At 40.2% G+C, this 19,830-nt stretch carries 19 protein-coding genes; 11 read left to right on the forward strand and 8 right to left on the reverse strand.

Going from position 1 to position 19,830, the window contains the following annotated elements; translation table 11 throughout:
* Nucleotides 1-3: 3 nt before the first annotated feature.
* The 3 genes from B5G52_RS13740 to B5G52_RS13750 all read left to right on the forward strand — a co-directional run bounded on the left by B5G52_RS13740 (nt 4) and on the right by B5G52_RS13750 (nt 3,361).
* Entirely contained in the window at nt 4-1,005 is a 1,002-nt protein-coding gene (locus B5G52_RS13740) for a 4-hydroxyproline epimerase (protein WP_087533214.1), read from the forward strand.
* A 13-nt stretch (nt 1,006-1,018) separates the two neighbouring features.
* Nucleotides 1,019-2,515: an aldehyde dehydrogenase (NADP(+)) gene (locus B5G52_RS13745; protein WP_087533215.1), complete on the forward strand. Its 1,497-nt coding sequence runs from the start codon at nt 1,019-1,021 to the stop codon at nt 2,513-2,515.
* A 177-nt stretch (nt 2,516-2,692) separates the two neighbouring features.
* A complete protein-coding gene (locus tag B5G52_RS13750; protein ID WP_087533216.1) occupies nt 2,693-3,361 on the forward strand; it encodes a GntR family transcriptional regulator in 669 nt (222 codons plus the stop codon).
* Between the two features lie 93 nt (nt 3,362-3,454).
* Here the strand turns inward: B5G52_RS13750 and B5G52_RS13755 are convergent, their stop codons facing one another.
* Entirely contained in the window at nt 3,455-4,396 is a 942-nt protein-coding gene (locus B5G52_RS13755; protein WP_087533217.1) for an integron integrase, read from the reverse strand.
* Nucleotides 4,397-4,663: 267 nt separating this feature from the next.
* Between B5G52_RS13755 and B5G52_RS13760 the strand changes: the two genes are divergently transcribed.
* Both B5G52_RS13760 and B5G52_RS13765 read left to right on the forward strand, forming a co-directional pair.
* Nucleotides 4,664-4,984 carry a hypothetical protein gene (locus tag B5G52_RS13760; protein ID WP_087533218.1) on the forward strand — a complete coding sequence of 107 codons (321 nt, stop codon included), beginning with the start codon at nt 4,664-4,666 and terminating at the stop codon, nt 4,982-4,984.
* Between the two features lie 305 nt (nt 4,985-5,289).
* Nucleotides 5,290-6,105 carry a transposase gene (locus B5G52_RS13765; RefSeq protein ID WP_087533219.1) on the forward strand — a complete coding sequence of 272 codons (816 nt, stop codon included), beginning with the start codon at nt 5,290-5,292 and terminating at the stop codon, nt 6,103-6,105.
* A 317-nt stretch (nt 6,106-6,422) separates the two neighbouring features.
* Here B5G52_RS13765 and B5G52_RS13770 read toward each other — a convergent pair whose 3' ends face one another.
* The 3 genes from B5G52_RS13770 to B5G52_RS13780 all read right to left on the reverse strand — a co-directional run bounded on the left by B5G52_RS13770 (nt 6,423) and on the right by B5G52_RS13780 (nt 9,079).
* Entirely contained in the window at nt 6,423-7,025 is a 603-nt protein-coding gene (locus tag B5G52_RS13770; protein WP_087533220.1) for a thiamine biosynthesis protein ThiC, read from the reverse strand.
* Between the two features lie 340 nt (nt 7,026-7,365).
* On the reverse strand, nt 7,366-8,067 hold the full coding sequence (locus B5G52_RS13775) for a metal-dependent hydrolase (RefSeq protein WP_087533221.1): 702 nt from the start codon (nt 8,065-8,067) through the stop codon (nt 7,366-7,368).
* A 235-nt stretch (nt 8,068-8,302) separates the two neighbouring features.
* Entirely contained in the window at nt 8,303-9,079 is a 777-nt protein-coding gene (locus B5G52_RS13780; RefSeq protein ID WP_087533222.1) for a GGDEF domain-containing protein, read from the reverse strand.
* Between the two features lie 4 nt (nt 9,080-9,083).
* On the opposite strand from B5G52_RS13780, the gene B5G52_RS13785 reads away from it, so the two are divergent.
* Nucleotides 9,084-9,536 (forward strand): linear amide C-N hydrolase, encoded by a 453-nt coding sequence (locus B5G52_RS13785; RefSeq protein ID WP_087533223.1) that lies wholly within the window; start codon nt 9,084-9,086, stop codon nt 9,534-9,536.
* A gap of 83 nt (nt 9,537-9,619) precedes the next feature.
* Here the strand turns inward: B5G52_RS13785 and B5G52_RS13790 are convergent, their stop codons facing one another.
* Entirely contained in the window at nt 9,620-10,588 is a 969-nt protein-coding gene (locus tag B5G52_RS13790; protein WP_087533224.1) for a dihydrodipicolinate synthase family protein, read from the reverse strand.
* Between the two features lie 636 nt (nt 10,589-11,224).
* On the opposite strand from B5G52_RS13790, the gene B5G52_RS13795 reads away from it, so the two are divergent.
* The 5 genes from B5G52_RS13795 to B5G52_RS13815 all read left to right on the forward strand — a co-directional run bounded on the left by B5G52_RS13795 (nt 11,225) and on the right by B5G52_RS13815 (nt 17,863).
* Nucleotides 11,225-14,218 (forward strand): TonB-dependent receptor, encoded by a 2,994-nt coding sequence (locus B5G52_RS13795; RefSeq protein ID WP_087533225.1) that lies wholly within the window; start codon nt 11,225-11,227, stop codon nt 14,216-14,218.
* Nucleotides 14,219-14,382: 164 nt separating this feature from the next.
* Entirely contained in the window at nt 14,383-15,429 is a 1,047-nt protein-coding gene (locus tag B5G52_RS13800; protein WP_087533226.1) for a proline racemase family protein, read from the forward strand.
* On the forward strand, nt 15,426-16,511 hold the full coding sequence (locus B5G52_RS13805) for a Xaa-Pro peptidase family protein (RefSeq protein ID WP_087533227.1): 1,086 nt from the start codon (nt 15,426-15,428) through the stop codon (nt 16,509-16,511). The genes B5G52_RS13800 and B5G52_RS13805 overlap by 4 nt, the downstream gene beginning before the upstream one ends.
* A 2-nt stretch (nt 16,512-16,513) precedes the next feature.
* The gene (locus tag B5G52_RS13810; RefSeq protein WP_087533228.1) at nt 16,514-17,458 is read left to right on the forward strand and encodes an ornithine cyclodeaminase family protein; all 945 of its coding nucleotides are present in this window, start codon (nt 16,514-16,516) and stop codon (nt 17,456-17,458) included.
* A gap of 6 nt (nt 17,459-17,464) precedes the next feature.
* Nucleotides 17,465-17,863, forward strand: a complete 399-nt coding sequence (locus tag B5G52_RS13815) for a hypothetical protein (RefSeq protein ID WP_087533229.1) — start codon at nt 17,465-17,467, stop codon at nt 17,861-17,863.
* Nucleotides 17,864-17,909: 46 nt separating this feature from the next.
* Here the strand turns inward: B5G52_RS13815 and B5G52_RS13820 are convergent, their stop codons facing one another.
* From B5G52_RS13820 to B5G52_RS13830, 3 genes are read right to left on the reverse strand one after another with little or no spacing between them, the layout of a single operon-like run.
* Complete coding sequence (locus B5G52_RS13820; RefSeq protein WP_087533230.1) at nt 17,910-18,527, reverse strand: flavin reductase family protein; 618 nt, start codon at nt 18,525-18,527, stop codon at nt 17,910-17,912.
* A gap of 47 nt (nt 18,528-18,574) precedes the next feature.
* A complete protein-coding gene (locus B5G52_RS13825; RefSeq protein WP_087533231.1) occupies nt 18,575-19,309 on the reverse strand; it encodes an SDR family NAD(P)-dependent oxidoreductase in 735 nt (244 codons plus the stop codon).
* Nucleotides 19,309-19,674: a thiol-disulfide oxidoreductase DCC family protein gene (locus tag B5G52_RS13830; protein WP_140394327.1), complete on the reverse strand. Its 366-nt coding sequence runs from the start codon at nt 19,672-19,674 to the stop codon at nt 19,309-19,311. Before B5G52_RS13830 ends, B5G52_RS13825 begins: the two co-directional genes overlap by 1 nt.
* Between the last annotated feature and the right edge of the window lie 156 nt (nt 19,675-19,830).

Below are 19,830 nucleotides of genomic sequence, written 5' to 3' on the forward strand. Positions count from 1 at the left end.
GTTATGCTCAAAGGGACCTTTTTTTGTATTGACGGCCATACCTGTGGTAACCCAGTTAGGCTCATAACCAGTGGTCATCCGCAATTGAGCGGGTTGAGCATGAGTGAGAAGCGCCAAGACTTTTTGCAAAATCACGATTGGATACGCCAAGCGCTCATGTTTGAGCCTCGTGGTCACGATATGATGTCGGGCGGGTTGTTATATCCACCCACCACAGAAGATGGCGATGCAGCTATTTTATTCGTGGAAACATCAGGGTGCTTACCTATGTGTGGGCACGGCACAATGGGCATTGTTACTTTTGCTTTGGAGCATGGCTTATTACATGCAAAAGTGCCGGGTACTTTGCTGCTAGACACGCCAGCCGGACGTGTACAGATTAACTACGAAATGACTGATGGCAAAGTGCAGTGGGTAAAAATTTATAATGTTCCAGCCTATTTAGCGCACGAATCGATAGTTATTGATATACCTGAGCTGGGCGAGCTTAAAGTAGACATTGCCTATGGAGGTAACTTCTACATTATTGTTGAACCGCAGGGTAATTATAAAGGCATTGAACACTTAACCGCAGGGCAAATTTTAAAGTATAGCCCGCAGGTACGAGATGCGATAAACGCCAAAGTTCAATGTACGCACCCGCTTGATCCAACCGTTCAAGGTGCTAGTCATGTTTTATGGACAGGCACACCTAAAAATACCAATTCAGATGCAGCCAATGCTGTTTTTTATGGCGACAAAGCCATTGACCGTTCGCCATGTGGAACAGGTACTAGTGCCCGAATGGCACAGTTATTTACCAAAGGGCAATTGGCTCAAGGGCAGAGTTTTATTCACGAGAGCTATATTGGCAGCCAGTTTATTGGTTGTATTGAACACGTAACAGAAATAGCAGGTATACCAGCCATATTACCAAGCATACAAGGCTGGTCTAGAGTGACGGGCACAAGCGCGATCACTGTGGATGACGATGACCCATATGCATTTGGGTTTCAAGTAATTTAATGAGGAGCAAAGCATGACATTATTAGGACAAAGTTTAGTAGCAGGGCAATGGCTCGGTCATTCAGCAAATGGTGAATTTCAAGCATTTTCCCCTGCACGCAATGAACCACTACCAACGCGCTTTTTTAATCTAAGCACGGTTGAATTAAACGGTGCAATAGAGGCCGCACAATCGGCGTTTTATGAGTACCGTAAAACCAGCTTTGCACAACGTGCAGATTTTTTAACGTGCATTGCAGAGCAAATATTAGCGCTTGGCGATGAGCTACTTGAACAAACACAGCAAGAAACTAACCTACCGCTTGCGCGCTTACAGGGTGAGCGCATGCGCACCGTAAATCAACTTAAAGCGTTTGCTAGTGCATTACGTGAAAATCCAGACTCACCTTTAGGTTTAAAAGTAGTGGATGAAGCTGATGCCACAAGAGCGCCTTTGCCAAAGCCACACACTGAGCTTAACTATTTACCACTAGGTCCGGTGGCTGTATTTGGCGCATCTAACTTCCCTTATGCTTTTTCTACACTAGGTGGCGATACTGCCGCAGCGCTTGCTGCAGGTTGCCCAGTGATTGTAAAAAATCACACAGCGCACCCTGGCACGGGTGAATTAATGGCACGTGCAGCGCTTGCAGCTATTAAAGAATGTGGGATGCCGCTAGGCGTGTTTGCTATGGTGCAAAGTAAAGCGTACGACATGTCGCATCAATTAGTTGCTGCGCCGGCAATTAAAGCGGTTGGTTTTACCGGCTCATTTAATGTGGCAAGTAAACTACAAGCAACGATTGCCAAGCGTGAAGAGCCGATCCCATTTTATGGCGAGCTTGGTAGTATTAATCCCCAAGTTATTTTACCCAATAAAGCGATTGAACATAGCAAAGAAATCGCACAGTCACTTTGCCAGTCAATGCTGATGGGCAACGGACAATTTTGTACCAGCCCTGGGCTTTGGTTAGTGCCAACAGGGTGTGATGAACTAGAAGCACACATTTCTGCGTGTATCAATGATGCACCATCAGACACCTTGCTAACCCCCGGGATTGTTAAAGCGTTTAAACAACAAGTTGAAGAGCGCAGCCAATTTGCTCAAGTAAGCGTGTTGGGCAAAGGTAAGCTTGAGCATGCGTTTCATGCTAATGCGCATGTCTTCGCGTGTAATGCCGATGATTATTTAACAACCCCAGCTTTGCATGAAGAAGTGTTTGGCCCTGCGGCATTGGTTGTGCGCTACGACAGTGAACAGCAGCTCATGACATTGATAAATAAACTCCAAGGGCAGCTTACTGCCAGTATTCATGGTACTGAGGCTGATTTAAATAAAGCTGATAGTGTTATTGAAGCACTGCAATACAAAGTAGGCCGCTTGATTAAAAACCAGATGCCAACAGGTGTAGAAGTATGTGGTTCAATGAATCACGGTGGGCCATTCCCAAGCTCAACGGATGTGCGCAGCACTTCTGTGGGTGCAAATGCAATGTTGCGATTTATGCGGCCAATTTGCTACCAAGCATAATTTTTATAGGCGGGATTGTAAAATTGCACTTTCCCGCTTACCCTTACCCATAGGAGGCTTAAGCAGATTCTAACTTGGCATATGAGTGAACTTAAGTATAATGTATTTTAAATGCAATATAATACCTGTCGCTATAAATGGTCAGTAACTTAACACGATTGGTATAAAAGGATCACCATGGCTATCGAACACAAAACCCGCACCCAACTAGTAGCAGAAGCAATTCGTGAAAAAATATTAACCGGTGAGATCAAAGCTGGTGATCCGCTGCGTCAAGCCGCACTCGCTGCTGAGCTTAATGTAAGTCGCATACCTGTGCGTGAGGCACTACTTCAGCTTGAAGCTGAAGGTCTTGTTAATTTTGAAGCGCACAAAGGAGCCACGGCCACAGAGCTTTCAGCATCACAAATTGATGAAATCTTTGATTTAAGGGCATTACTTGAAGCCGAGCTGTTAAGTCACTCAATTGAGGGGTTAACAGATCAAGACTTAATAGATGCTGAGCTTATCTTAACTGAACTTGAAAGCGCCATGGATGCAGGTGATACTCACCTAGCAACAGGCGACTTAAATAGCCGTTTTCATGGCAAACTATACAGCCGCGCCCAACGCCCACAAACTCGTGAGCTAGTTGATATGTATAGTAAAAACTCAGAACGCTATGTACGCATGCACATTTTACTGGCTGGTGGTTTAACCACTGCGCCCGAAGAGCACCGTATATTATTAAATCACTGTCGCGCAAAAGAGACCAAAAAAGCCTGTGACTTTTTGAAAAAACATATCTTAGGCGCTAAAAACGACATTAAAAAGCTATTACTTAAAATAGAAGACGAAAAAAGGTAGTTTTTCGTAAACTATTGCTAGCACATTCATATAATGTGCTTTAACACGTTAAATTTATTTGACAAAAATATACGGCTGTCCTTTTTACCTGTTTTATAATCTAGAGAATGGACTAATCACGCCATTTGCACCTTGTTGTAAAACATGCGTATATATCTGAGTTGTTCGCACATCACTATGGCCTAGTTGCGCTTGAACCGTTCTAATATCAGCACCACTTTGTAGTAAATGTGTTGCAAAAGAATGGCGTAAGGTATGCGGAGTAACGTGTTTATTAATTTGTGCATCACAAGCTGCTTTTTTAACCGCGCGCTGTAATTGTTTTTCATCTATATGATGTCTTCTCAATTGCTTACTTTGGGGATCAATGCTGAGTTTATAGGATGAAAATAAATACTGCCAGCCCAGTTGTTTGTTATGATTTGGATATTTTTTACGTAATAAATGTGGCATAAACACGCCACAAAATAGCGGGTTATTTAGGTCTAACTGTAAATAACTCTCTACTAATTGAATTTGTGTCCGTATTTGCGGTATGAGCTCAGTTGCAAGCGTTACAACACGGTTTTTTCCTCCTTTTCCATCCCAAATACGGATGCAGTTATAGTCAAAATCAATATCCTGCACACGCAAACGCAGTACTTTCGTTAGCCGCATTCCACTGCCATAGAGAAGCCCACAAGGTAAATAATGTTTTGCAGAGCACACTTTAAAAAAAAGGTTTATTTCTTGCTGTGTTAAAACGACGGGGAGTTTAGTTGCTCGTTTGCTCTTGATAAAATCTAAGGATAGCGATAGTGGCTTTTTAATGACCTCCTTAAATAAAAAGCTTAACGCATTTAAAGCTTGCGTTTGCGTATTAGGTGCAACATTTTGTTGGTTAACTAGATGATTTAAAAAAAGCTCTACTTCATTATCTCCCATTGTTGTTGGGTGTCGCATAGAATTAAAGCGAATAAATGCAGCTATCCAGTATAAGTAAGCTTTAATGGTACTTTTAGCATAGCGCTTTAAATACATTTGTTCCGAAATCATAGTTAAAAAAAGGTGACTTCATAGGATGAATCTCCAAAAGTAAATTGCTGTATATATAGACAGTTATTTGTATTTTGTCCAATATTACTGATCTCTACCATTTTGGGGTATTTTTGCACTTGTAAAAAGTTAGACAACGTTTACTAATTGTTTACAGGTGTTTATTTGAGGGCTAAGATAAATGCATTGTAATATATGGACATTTGTCGGTTTATAAAACGACAAATGTCATAGACAAAATTGTTAGGCTTTCAACGGAGTAACCTCATGGATAGAGCACATTTTATAGTTTGTTTATTTCTAGGTGTGTTTTTCGCATATATATCGGTACCTGTTTTTGGTTATGGTGCCGCAATCGCTATTCCAGTTGATATGCTTCTGTCTTTTGCTAAAAACTTTCCCAATGCAACACTTGCTGCCATAGATTTAATAACTCAAGCTTTACCACTTTGTCTTATCTATTGTGTTTTAGCTTTGCTTATAAAGCATTTTAAATTAGCAAATCACTGGGGCTATCTGGTATTGGGTATACCTTTCTATATTCTGCATTCATATTTTTTTTATTACAGTTACCTTCTCAAAACTTAGGGCATACACTCGGTGTTTTATTGCCTAAATATATTGCGTTGGGTCTTTTTATTTTATACTTTGCTAATCAGGCGCTTAATAAACAAAAAGCCTAACAAGAAATTAAACAAGGACAAAAAACAGTTGGTTTTGCTCCTTCGTCGCTTATTTTAACCAACTATTTTTTGCCTGTTAATTAGGCGTTGAGGCTGTAGAATTACTCTTTTTAGGAACTGGTTCTACACATTCAACTTGATTGTTTTTTAACCTTGAATCCACTGGGTTACTGTGATCTAATAGATATTATTCACCCACGGTAAATTGTTATGGCCAACTACAAGCCTGACTTATCCTGCCAAAATAAATTCATTCCGATCAATTTTTCTGAGCAAATCCTGCCAGGCACATTTGAGTATGCCCTTTGTTATATTGTCGAAAATAAACTCGACTTGTCGGGCTTTGACGCGTGGTATAACAACGACAAAACAGGCGCTGCGGCGTATCCGCCCACGGTGATGTTAAAAATTATTTTACTTGGCTATGCTCATGGGTTTATTCGTAGCCGCCGAATAGCTAAGGCCTGTGAGAACAATATTTTGTTCATGAGTGTGTCGGGCGATATTCAACCTCATTACACATCAATAGCGGGATTCGTGGCTAAAATGCATGAGCAGATTGAACCGCTGTTCACGCAAGTGCTGATGGTATGTGATGAAGAAGGCTTGATAGGGCGCAACATGTTTGCCATTGATGGTTGCAAATTAAAGTCAAATGCGAGTAAAGAATGGAGCGGCACATTCGATGAGCTAGGGCGTAAAAAAGCAAAACTAGAACGTGCGAGTAAACGTATTATTGAGCGTCATCAATCGCAAGATGGGCTGGGCGAGGAGTTAATAACACAGGATTTAAAACAAAAAGAAAAGCTGGATAAAAGTGCAGATAAAATCACCGAGTTCTTAGCGACCCATGAAGAAAAAACAGGCAGTAAAGGCAAGCCTGTTAAAAGTAATATTACCGACCCAGATAGCGCGAAAATGACCACCTCAAAAGGGACAATCCAAGGCTACAATGGGATAGCGATAAATGACGATAAACATCAAATTATACTGCAAGCACAGGCATGGGGATCCCTTAGGTGCTAACTTTATAATTGGTGCTTTTATTGGTGGCTTAACAGAAATTGTATTTTCATTGGTTATTTTCAATAAATCAAAAGGTTTAGTGTTAAAAAACGCATAACCGGGGGGCTGGAGGTTTCTAACCTCAAGCTACCACATCAAATCTTGACTTCATACATCAACAGAATTAATTGGTTAAAAATTTTTGATATAACCTCTAAAAGTGCAGCGCCTCATATCCTCTTTGAGAAAATGAAGATTGCTGGCACATTAAACTCCATTACTTTAAACGTAAAACATCGGCGAATTAGCATCTCTAATACACGCCGAGGTTTAATGCCTTAATCTGCTTTACGGTTAAGACTTATTAAACAGATTGCTAAAAGTAATGTTGCAATCATGCCTGATGCACCAGCAACGCCTGATGGCAAGAATCCATCACGGCCACAGGTAATTAAAACACCATTGGCTAACATTGCAGCTGCGCCTGCAAAGGCTGTAAGGCCGCCAATTGCTTTGCCGCCTTTAGTGATAAAAGACAGGCCAAAAACAACGGCTGCTAATCCTAATAATAATTTAGCTGCGTAGTAAATCATGAATGATAGAGACACCACGCCACCAATTAAAGGTTGTGCGCCTTCTACTGTGCCTGCAACTTTACCAAATGTAGAAAACAAAGTAAGACCAATGCTTACCTGGACTATGTTTAGGACTGCACTGAACGCGATTGCCGACCAGCCTAGTTGAGCGTTTTTTGCTTGCACCATAGCTGTGCCTGCAAAGGCAACCAGTAAAGTAAATACCAGTGCTTCTAGCCCCCAAGCCACCTGCCTTGAAAAGCTAATTTCAGCACTGTAAAGGGCTGAATAAATACCTTGTGATATTGCTAATAGCAACAATAACGATGCTGTAATTAGGGTGGTGCGTTTATGTGTAAATTCCATTATAGACCTCTTTTGATTTTATATTTGACGCTTTCAACAGTTGTTGCGGATTTAAATGTATCAAACTGCTTAGTTTCTGTATTTAAATAGCGTTTATTGCTGTAGGTATAAGACAGGTAAAGCGAGTTAATTATTTCACTTAAACCTATAAAAGAATTAATTAATAACAAACAAGCTCAAGCTAAATTTTTTAATTCCCCCTAACTTTTCAAAGCCGCTTTGGTTAAGCCATGTGTGCCTATAAAACACGGCATTTTATAACCGTTTAGTGAATTGACTTTAAATTACTAAACGGGTGTTAATTTTGAGTATGTAGTGAAATGGTTTATTACTTACTTCGTTAAGATAAAAACCTAAAATTAGACCAGTCACTTAACGCAATGATTGTTTGCTTGGTAGGGGGCGCAATATAGATTAAACCTGCAATGGCAACTATTGATGCCAACGTAATTAATTTATTATCGAAGTCGGCTATTTTTAGCGCAGTGCCAAAAGAGCGTTTAATGGTGACATTATTTAAATCGACACTGTAAACTTCATCCAGTAATAAATGAATTAACCCGCCAAATAAAATAAAACCGCCCGCTAACCAGGCAAAAGTGGCTGCCTGAGCTGTTGATTGGTCATTAAGCTTCCATGTTACTTGCGTTGTTAATAATGCGCATAGCACTAAAAATAGTAAAGAGTGGCAACTACCTCTATGCACTGTGATCCGTTCAAAAATGGGTCTAATTATGTATTTCATAAATCCGTAGACTAATAACGGCACTACTATTAATTCAACAAAGCTAATTGTAATAATGAGCTCGGTTGTTATGTAATGCAGCACCAGTAATACAGCGCTGAGTGCGAATAAGTTAAAAATAGTATCGAGTGATGTGGAGTTATCTGAATCTATGTCGGGTAATAAGCCGCCAATAGAACCTAAAAACCATAACCAAAGTGCGCCGCTTAAATCAACATGGCCTGCAGATAATAAAGCGGCTGAACCTAAACCGGTGACGATGACGGCAGTATTTAGATGAGTATTGAAATTTGCCATTGTATCTCTTGATAAAAAAATAGGTTGGCATTCTAGCAATCAAAAACTTAATTGTTCAATGTACTTTAAATAATTAAAGTGGCTGCCTTGTTTGATTTAGTGGAGAATTTTAGTCCGCTTAGCAAAGCATCATAGCGAAAGGTCATTTTCGAGTAATTTGATATTTATATTCTTGCCCCAATATCAATAGTCATTATTACAACAGGAACATGAGAAACAGGACAGGCACATTTATTTAATTTTCTCTTGTGATTATTTGATTTCGCCCTTGCTCTTTTGCGTGATATAACAATAGATCGGCTGTTTTTAACATTTTAGAGAGACTATTAGGTTCTTGTAGCGCTGTAGCAGAAAAATGAATAAACCCGCAACTAAGAGTTACATTTATATTATTTCCATTGGAACAGTTAAATATCTTATGCTCTGTTTCTGTAGATATTTCTTTTAACACTTTTAACGCTTCATCTTCACTGGCATCAAATAATAATACAAACTCTTCGCCGCCTGTACGATAAACATCTTTCTCAGATACTTTTTGCTGAAAAAGCTCTACCAGTTGCATCAATATATCATCCCCAACATCATGCCCGTAGGTATCATTAACTTTTTTAAAAAAGTCTATGTCTAGCATGGCTAAGCCAACATCTTTTTCAGCTTTCGTTCGTTGCTCAAAATCATGTCTCAATGCCAGTAAGTTGTTTGCATTGGTTAATGGATCTTTTAAAGCTAGCACTGTCAACTGAGCTTGATTTTTTAGGCGGTTTTTTTCATAAACGTGCGCGATCCCCCAAACAATAAGATACGCTAAAACAAAGTTCGCTAATGGTTTTATACTTTGTATATTATAAACACCGACTAAAATCCAAGTGTATATGAACAAATACATGATGGAAAAGATAAAGCCAGGCCGTATACTATTTAAAAAATAAAATAAAACGGGTAACGTCATTCCCCATGCACCAATCGCCGTGTTTAAATTGCTCATGTAGGTTGCATAAGTCACTAATAGCATATATATGGAAGAGGTTATTAAACTGTATGATAGCCTCAATTTATCGCTTCGAATTTTTAACAGTCAAAATAAAGAGTTCCCTGTAACGGGGAGGAATATGGACTGGTATTGGCAGTTAACCAGCAGTCTTTATGCATTTCCGGCAGGTTTGGAGCGCCAAGGAGTAGATCAAAATTTTGCAGATACAGAATATGGTAAAAACAATACCAGTATTCTAACATGTACATCAAGCTACAGAAGTCTTGTTACGGTATTAGAGTACCCGTCGTCAAAGGTTGCTTTTGCTGCCGCTGATGGCTTAAATGAAAAAGGACTGGTTATTAATGCGTTGTATGATGGTGAAACACGATTCCCTGATGAGACAAAATCAGATAAACCTCGTTTAAGTATTCTTCGTATGGTGCAATATACACTTGATACATGTGCAAGTGTTCAAGAGCCATACATAGTTAATTAACGAGTAGAGCGAGCATCAAATTGTCAAACTCTAGAGCAAAAAACTCCGTAATAACGGAGTTTTTTTGTCAACTTTTGAAGTAATCAGTCTATTAAACCCAGAGTCTCAAGTCTTTCTTTTGCTTTGATATAGCGTGTGTGAACATCATCAATTTGCTGTTGAGTTAGTTTTTTACCAAAGGTACGAAGGCCTCCAGTTGTATCACTGTGATGAATGCCAAAAGCATACTTCAGATACTCTAGAAGTAGCGGCTGTGCATCAAGGTAAGATATAGAGTTCATAGCTTGAGATATTTTATTTGCCTCAGCCCATTCGCCCTTATTTACGTGCTCTTGCATAGTGACACTTGCTTTTGGAAATATACAACCAACACCTGTGATTCCACCGCATGCGCCAGCAAGGCCTGCATGTACAGTTACGGTATCTACACCAGCTAGTACTTTTAAGTCTTTATTTTCTAGCATCATGGTTTCAATAACTGATACATCTATAGTAGATATTTTAAGCGCTGTTACTTCAGGTAAAGCAGCAAGTCTAGTAAGAAGATCAGTTGATAGCGCATGATAGCCAGCGGCGTCAGGGTTGTTATAAGGCATTATTGTTATGCCGGCCTCTTTTGCAGCTGTTGCAGAAAGTGCATAGTACTCATACATTTCTTCATCAGAAGGTGACTCTTTTGTTTTGGGTGGCATCACCATTACGGTATCTACGCCAACAGTCGCGAGCTCTGTAACGATTTTGGCAAGCTCTTCTTTTGTTTCTGCTGCTGCGCCACTGATCAATGGCACATTGTATTCTTTAGCAACACTTGAAAGGGCTTGTAGTAAAGAAAGGCGTTGCTCAGAACTTAGGTAGCTGTTCTCACCCAGAGTACCAGAGCCAACAAGGCCTCCCATACGCGTGCCTCCTTTTCCTTGCACTTTTAAAATGTCTGCAGCGTATTTTTGCGTTGCATCAAGGTCAATTTCAACAGTCCCAGATTCTGTTTTTTTTAGCCATGTAAATACGGCTGGCATAACTGTATATCGCCAATCTTTACTATTTGTTTCCATCATATTTCCTCTTTTAATTTCATATTGCATACATTATACAAATTTATTGTATCAGTAAAATTAACTTCGGCAAGGCTGGGATAAGAATAAACTATAAATCCAGCTTAAAGTTCAATCACAGATAAGAGCGTATAGACAGTAAAAACGGTTACGTTTTACAGTTATGCCAAAAGCTTACCTTGTGAATTCTGTAATTACATAGAGTTGTAGTGTTATCCAGCTTATGGTGCAGAGAATAAGCGAGCATAGACTTAATACATGCACTTTTTTAAAACTCACTCACGAAAAATCCGGCAAAGTCAAAATATTTCATGGGCTAACAGCAGAAGTCGTTGCGATAGGCAGACGGCCTCAATTTTTTATCCATTTCGAACGAAAAATTTTGATTGTAGTAGTCACTATTTGCCATATAGAAATTAATCCCCTTAATTATTTCACTTTTTAAATTTATATTTAAATATGTAATTAACTGAATATAAACATAAAAAAGCCTAATCTTGATTGTGGTTGTTTCATGTTTTTAATTTTATGTGAATTAAATGGATATTTAATATTGTATACAATATGTAATAAGTGTATATTTTTTACGTCAGAGGTACGACAGACAATAAATCAACAGGATCAAGGAACATTTACATGTTTACATATAATAAAAAGCAAACTCGGGGTGTGGGTGTAAAAACCCTATTGGCAACGGCAGTAACAGCAGCATTAATGATGACACCTGCTGCTCAGGCAGTTGATGGTAGTAGTATTGTGAAAGGCCACATTGTTGCGCAATCAGGCAGTGATTTAATTGGTGCAACAATTACGCTTAAGCATAAGAGTAAAGGTTTAGTCTACACCATCACAAGTAATGCTGAGGGCGATTACTTATTACGTAATGTACCTGTGGGTACTTATGACGTGACTATTGTAAAAGACGGTTACGAAACTATGACTGAAGAAAATGTTGATGTCACGATTGGTCAGTCAATTATCCTTGATGTACAACTTTTTAAAGCTGGCACCGACATTGAGCGTATCGCAGTAACCGGTTCAGCAATTCGTCGTGTTGATATGGCCTCTTCAACCTCTGGCTTAACGTTTAGCGATGCAGAGCTTAAAGCAATGCCAGTAAATACGGGTTTTGAGAGTATTGCGTTACTTGCACCAGGTACCGCGGCTCCAGGAGGCTCTAATTTTAAAGGTGCTTCTAGTTTTGGTGGTTCATCAGCAGCTGAAAATGGCTACTATTTTAATGGCTTGAATGTAACAAGTATTCGCACAGGGTTGGGTTCAATTCGTCTACCGTGGGAAGCTATTTCTCAAACTCAAGTTAAAACCGGTGGTGTAAGCCCTGAATTTGGTGGTGCATTAGGCGGTATCGTAAACGCTGTATCTAAATCAGGTGATAATGATTTTAAATTTGGTGCAGAGGTACGCTGGGATCCTGATAGTCTTCGTAGTCAGCATGATTCAATATTCCAAGATAGCGGTACCATCAGTACCAATACGCAACAGAGCAGTTACGATTTTAAAGAAGTACAGTTATGGGCGAGCGGTGCACTTATTGAAGATACGCTGTTCTTCTATGGCTTATTTGCTCCACGCAGAGAAGAGACTAACAGTGCTGGGCAAACCACTTTCTCTGATTTTGAGCGTGATGAAGACCGCTGGTTTACCAAAGTTGATTGGTTTATTAATGAAGATCACTCGGTTGGCTTCTCTGCGATGAATAACAAACGTACGTGGACCGATAAAACATTCGCTTATAACTGGCAAGATAATGTGGTAGGTGACCAACAAGGTGTAGATGCTCCTGGCGAAGATGGCGGTAATGTATACAGTATTAACTACAATGGCTATCTGACTGATACATTTTCAGTGTCAGCCGTTGTTGGCCGTGTTACAGAAAATGTTGAAAACGTTGTAGCATCACCTAACCCAGGTGTGTGGGATGAACGTGATGGCTTTGTAACGTTAAGTCAGCATACAAATTCCGGTATAACGGAAGAAGAATATATTCGAGACCAAGCCAGAATTGATTTTAACTGGGACTTGGATATGCATTCAATCCAGTTTGGTATTGATTACACCAACGTGAAGGTTGATTACTTTGAAGGTCAAAATGGTATTGGGGACGCTGAAGGCTGGTGGACTATAAAAATAGCTGGCGAAAACGATGTCTCTGGTGCAGCACTAGGTAGTGATTTTATCGAAAGAAGGGTACGTAGCCGTGAGGTCGATTCTGATACCACTTCATTAGCGTTTTATATTAATGATTCATGGCAAGCAACTGATAATTTAGTGCTTAATATGGGATTGCGTTATAGCCAGTTTGAAAATACGGTGACAGACGGCAGAGCATTTGTTGATATTGATAATCAAATCGCGCCACGTTTACAAGCTATTTATGATGTATCGGGTGATGGTAGCGCGAAAATATTCGCCACATACGGGCGCTATTTTCAGCCAGTATCTGCGAACATGAATATCACTCAAGGTTCCGCATCTATTGAATGGTTTGAGTATTTCGATTTAGATCAATTAGAGGGCAATGGATCACCTTCTTTATTAGCTGATGGTTCTCCGAGCAGAGGCGACATGTTACGTGATAGACGCTGGCGCCAGCGTGGTATTACAGAGCCTGGTTTAATTGCCTCGTCTTCTTTAAAACCAATGTACAGCGATGAGTTTACAATAGGTTATCAACAAGAAGTGTTTGATACGATGTCTGCGGGTGTACGTGCTATTTACCGTGATCTAGGTCGCAGTGTTGAAGATACCGATGTTGGTCCTGTGCTTGCTAAAAAGCTTGCTGAAATGGGTATCACCGATAACGTAGGGCAAGGTTCATATTATGTGCTTAATAACCCTGGTGAAGCGATTCAAATGTCGTATGACTTTGATGGTGATGGGGAAATTGATAACGTTAATTTGAGCGCTGAAGAACTTGCGTTACCAGAAGCTCAACGTAAATACCTCGCTCTTGAATTTACTTTAGATGGCAATGTTACGGATGATTTACGAATTAATACATCATACACATGGTCACATAGTTATGGTAACACTGAAGGTTTAGTTAAAACGGATAACAACCAAGCCGATCCAGGTTGGACTACCTCATATGACTACGGTGATTTAATGGATCATGGCTATGGTAATTTACCTAATGACCACCGCCATGCGATCAAATTTAGTGGCGCGTATAATATTACCGATTCACTGACTGTAGGTTTAGTGGCCAGAACAACATCGGGTCGTCCAAAGAGCTACTTCTCAGTGCATCCTGAAGGTGTTGATAGCTGTGAGCAAGGCAGCCCGTGGGATGCATGTGTGAGTAAATACTACGACCAAGCATCGCACTATGATGAAAACGGCAACCCAGCACCACGCGGAAGCAAAGGTAACTTACCTTGGTTAACTAATGTGGATATGTCACTGACTTATTATACGGACTTTTTTGGCTCTGACATGACCTTAAAAGGCACTGTATATAACTTATTTGATGGAGATAGCGCGATAAATATTAACGAAGAGCGCGCTCAGTATGGCGATAACGGCTTAGAGTTAAACCCTGATTATGGTTTAGTAACTAGCCGTCAAGGTGCTCGATATGTATCGTTAACCGCGCGTATAGAATTTTAAGTTCCCTGGTAAGTGGCTGTAAATTGTCGTTTTAGTACTTAGTATTTAACAAGCGGAAACTAAAACTGACAAAATGTTTAAGCACATTCTCATTGTGAGTAACACAGCCTTGATGCTGAGTAGGTAACTGCTCAGCATTTTTCGTATAAATTTAAAGGTTACCTATGACTAATTGTTTATATTCTCATTGGCAACAGCCAAATAATGATTGGCTAGCGATCAATACGCTCGATATGCATACCGGTGGTGAGCCTCTTCGTATAATTATTGATGGTTTTAGTAATTTGCAAGGCCAAACTATGCTCGAGAAACGAGCCGATTGTTTGGCAAGATTTGATCACTTACGCAAAGCGCTTATGTTTGAACCCCGAGGCCATGCTGATATGTACGGTGCAGTAATCACTGAGCCTGAACATAAAGATAGCCATTTTGGCGTACTGTTTTTACATAATGAAGGTTATAGCACCATGTGTGGCCATGCCATTATTGCGCTTGCTACAGCAGCAAAAGATTGCAGTATCAGCCACTTTATAGATGGGGTTAATGAGCTACGCATAGATACCCCCGCAGGGCTTATTAAGGCTTATATTACACTTAAAGATAAACAATTAACCAATGTGTGTTTTGATAACGTGGCAAGTTATGCTCCAAAGCTTGATATGCACATTGAGTTACCCATGTTTGGTGCAGTTAGTTGTGATATCGCATACGGCGGCGCTTATTACGCTTTTGTAGATGCTGACACTATTGATTTAAGTTTAGCGCCCAATAACCATGAGCAAATTATTAGTTTAGGCAAAGCGATAAAGCAGAAAATTAACGGCCAATATCAGCCAACGCACCCTACAGATGACGCATTGAGCTTTTTATATGGGGTTATATTTTATTCTAATTCACAAACAAGTCATTCAAGTTTTAGCCGACATGTGTGTATTTTTGCCGAAGGCGAACTAGACCGCAGCCCTACGGGGACGGGCGTCAGTGCAAGAGCCGCATTAGAGTTTGCAAAAGGCAGGCTGGCAATCGGTCAGCGAATAAAAATAGAGAGTATTTTGGGCTCGGTATTCACTGTTGAGCTAAAAGCGCAATGTTTATTAGCTGATATTAATACGGTTGTGCCACGGGTTAGTGGCGAAGCGTTTGTAACTGGTAAACATACATTTTTAATTGATCCAGATGATCCCCTAAAACAAGGATTTATTTTCAGATGAACAAGCAATTTATAGCTCGCCAACAATCGATGAAACAGGCTATGGCCGTTGAAGGCTTATCAGCATTATTGGTACTAGGCCATGAAAATATTCGTTATTTAAGCGGTTTTAGCGGTAACGCCGCTTATGCGTTAATAACCGCAGAGCAGTTTGTACTGATCACTGATTATCGTTACTTTGGCCGCGCGCAAGAGGAATGTACAGGCTTTGAAGTTATCTGCCGTGACCGAGACAATGAAACTTTAGGCCAATGTATAAGTCGTTTTTTAGCATCTAATAGTCAATTAGGTTTTGATTCTGCATTTATTAATGTAGCGCTTTGGCAGCAAGTAGCGAGTGAATTAACGAGCCATACACTCACACCAGTTACTGGTATGGTAGAGCGTTTACGGATGGTTAAAAGTGACTGGGAAGTTGCGCAAATAAAAGCTGCTGCTGCCATTGCTGATGAAGCACTCAAGCAAACATTACCGTACTTTAAAGCGGGTGTGAGTGAACGAGATTTAGCGTTAGAGTTAGAGTTTAGAATGCAAAAGTTAGGCTCTGAGGGTATGTCGTTTGCAACGATTTTAATGTTCGCAGAGCGTACCTCGCTGCCGCACGGTAGCCCAAGTGAGTGCACGTTAAAAGAAGGCGATTTTATTACGCTTGATTTTGGCGCAGTTGTTAATGGCTACCGCTCAGACATGACACGCAGCTATGTGCTAGGGCAAGCATCAACAAAGCAAACGGCTATTTATAATAGCGTGGCGACAGCACAACAAGCTGCGATTGATTTACTTAAGCCTGGTGTTCACTGCACCGACTTGCAAAATGCATCACAACATGTACTAGATGCTTCAGGTTTTGGGGATCATGCCGGACAGGGCTTGGGTCATGGGCTTGGACTATTTTTGCATGAGCAGCCGTTTATCAATAGCAACGTTAAGCATATATTAGAAGTTGGCAATGTGATCACCATAGAGCCAGGCATTTATATCCCTGAATATGGCGGGGTGCGTTTAGAGGAGGACATTTTGATCACCAACACGGGTTATGAAATTTTAACTCACGCTCCTAAACCTTTTGAGCTGGAACTATAATTATGCAGATTATTGAGAAATACGAAATTGATAATGTATTGAATTTTGATACATTGCTCACTGCGATGCGCCAAGGCTTTGCACAAGAATTTGGTATGCCCAAACGCAATGTCTACGAGCTTGATGAAAGTAACTTAAGCCATGATGCGTTTGCAGTCTTACCCGCGTGGAATGAGCATGTGATTGGTGTAAAGGCGTTTACGTATTTTCCTAAAAACAGTCAAGTTGGGTATGAATCTTTGTATTCTAAAATAATGCTGTTTTCACGCGATCATGGTGAACCATTAGCTTTGGTAGATGGAACTCGTATTACATTATGGCGTACGGCAACAGTATCGGCATTAGCCAGTTATTATTTATCACGGGAAAATAGCCAGCATCTTGTATTTTTTGGCAGTGGAAACCTAGCTGAGTACATGATAAGAGCGCATCTAAGTGTGCGAAACTTTACTCGTGTTACACTAATTGCGCGCAATCAAGAAAAAGTAATGGCATTACAAAACCGTTTAAAGACAGCATTCGTTAATATTGATGTTGTAATAGGAAAAAGTGATGAACCAACTATCCACAGTGCTGATGTAATTAGCTGTGCAACAGGCTCTGCGGCACCATTGTTTGACGGAAACTGGCTAAAGCCGGGTACCCATGTTGATTTAATCGGTAATCATCATAGTGAAGCAAGAGAATGTGATAGCAAAACAATTACTCGCAGCCGCGTGTATGTTGATAGTCGAGAAAATGTGTTAAGTGAAGCTGGAGAGCTACTGCTCCCGATTAAAGAAGGTGTTTTTAGTGAGCAAGATGTGTGCGCAGAGCTTGCGCAGTTAGCACAAGAAGACAGCTATGCACGCTTTAATGAAACTGATATAACTGTATTTAAATCAGTAGGTACAGCATTGAGTGATTTAATTGCAGCGAGTCATGTTTATCAATCATTACAAGGCTAGAACACCATGAGCAGTGTACTTTTAACACTTGGCATTTGTTTTATAAGTGTTGGCTTTTTACCTTTAGCTCGGTGGTTAAAATGTAAAGTTAGTAAACATCATTGGCGAGTGTGTGAAATTGAAAATATTACGACGGTCGTCAGTAATCGCATTACAGCGTTAGAGCTAGTCCAGCAGCAAACAATGTTAGTTAACTTTCGTTTTAATGGCCATTTACACAGCGTATTAGTAGGGCATGATGACACGTTATTTTCGCGTTTTAAGCAAGGTAAAGTATGTACTCTTTTGGTTGATGTAGATAACCCCACGTATGTTTACAACAATGCCCAGCTTTGGCATAACTTTGCTTTGGTGTGGTTATTGGCTGGGCTAAGTTTATTAATTGGTAGCTTCCACTTTAGCTAAAATGATTAAGAAGCGAGGTTGTGATGGCTTCGGATTATTTACACAATCAAACTCGCTGCTTTTTGGCATAAGGTAAACGTGTAATCGAGTGTGTTGTGTGATAACTGTCTAAGCCACTTACTGCCACAGTGTTGAGAGCCTCAATGTTGATATAGCCATCATCGCTAATAACATTCCCGTCTACATGTAAATCTATTATTTCGCCTATCACAAGCTCGGTGCCGTTTATTTTAAGGTGTTGATGCTCTACAAGCCTTACGGCATATTTTAAACGACTCAGTGAAACAAACGGGGCATTAAAGTCATTTAAATATTCAGGGCTTAAACCAGTTGCATCAAACTCTGACTCATCTCTATCATAGCGAGCCGAAGTTTGGTGGGCTTGACTGTAAATATCACTATTAACTTGATTAATGGTATAATAGCCAGTTTCTTTAATGTTTTCAAATGTGTGGCGTGGTACGCTGTGGGGCCGAATGATCATACCAACGAGAGGGGGGTGTGCGCCTAAGTGAAATACCGAGCTAACAATGGCTAAGTTTGTTTGCCCATTTTTACTCTGGGTGCCAATTAAATTGGCGCTTTTGAACCCAGACAGTGAATTAATTAAATGAGCGCGATAACGTGAATCAAGCTGCTCGAGTGCCTTTTTATCTAACTGCATTGTGAATCCTTTTTGAGGGCGTAAAATTCAGAAAAGTAGTAAAAGTATTACCAAGGGATTTTGTTCCCTTGATAGTCAATGTAGGCGCAATTTCCTATTTCTGTTAACTCATTTGGCCGTTGTAAAAGTGAATAAAGTGAGCGTGCTACATACTGTGGGCTAAATAATTTGCCTTGCGGAACATTTTTTTGAAATGGCTTTGATAAAAAGGTATCCGTGGTTCCTGGATGAAACAACACTAACCGTGTTTGCTTAGCCCGACGACTGAGCTCAATGGCTGCGCTTTGAAATAGCATATTAAGCGCGGATTTTGACGCTCTGTAGCTGTACCAACCTCCTAGTTTATTGTCACTTATACTGCCAACGCGAGCGCTTAGGCAGGTTATGGTGCAGGGCGTTTTGTGATCTAATAATGGGGCAATCGCCTGCAAACATAGAATAGGCGTTAACGCATTTGTGTTTAATAAGGTACTAAAATATTGTTCGTCAATATCTTCAAGCTTTTTCTCAGGCATGGCCTCTTCAAAGTGTAATTGCCCATTGAATATAATAACCTGATGAGGCTTTACGTTGTGCTTTTTAAGATGGTCCGTTAATTCATTCAGGCTTGCTTTTGAGTAGTCGCAAATGAACGACTGAATGTCGAGGCGATTATCGCTTAGATTAGTTGCATGCCTACTTACGCAAATAACGCTTGCACGGGAGTCATGATCCGCAATCGTGGCTAAGTAAGCACTTGCAATGGCACTGTTTGCGCCAAATAGAACATACACTTTCGCCATTATTTTATCCCGCATCGGGTAGTGCAAAATAAGGTCGTGACTTGTTTACGATACTTGGCAAATAGCCAATAACCTACATCTGCACAAAAACGAATGATAGGTAATTGCAGCAGTTTTAACCATGTGTGGCGACCAACGGATTGCCAAGCAGCAAAGGTTACATCAAGGCCGTACAGCATTTCACCATTATCTCGTTGGCCGTGTAAAAAAGCCATGGCGTCTTTACGTTTAATATAGCTGTAACGGCTTTCGAAGTCGTCTTTGTTAATGTCTTCAAGTTTAATTTTGTTATGTACATCAGCGCGCTTTAATGAGCGCATTTCTTTTGCGCAAAGTGGGCAGTTGCCATCGTAAAATATAATCATAACGAGTCATTGTTTATTAGGTATATTATTACTTGTTACGAAATAGAATATGCTTTGGATCTATTAAATTGGGTTTATGAATGATATTAATAGAGGTTAAGAACAAAAAAGGTAAGCGCGTGTTGGCTTTTGTTTCTACTCTCACTCCACGCTTTA

It is taken from the genome of Pseudoalteromonas sp. A601, from assembly GCF_002165575.1.
GTDB lineage: Bacteria > Pseudomonadota > Gammaproteobacteria > Enterobacterales > Alteromonadaceae > Pseudoalteromonas.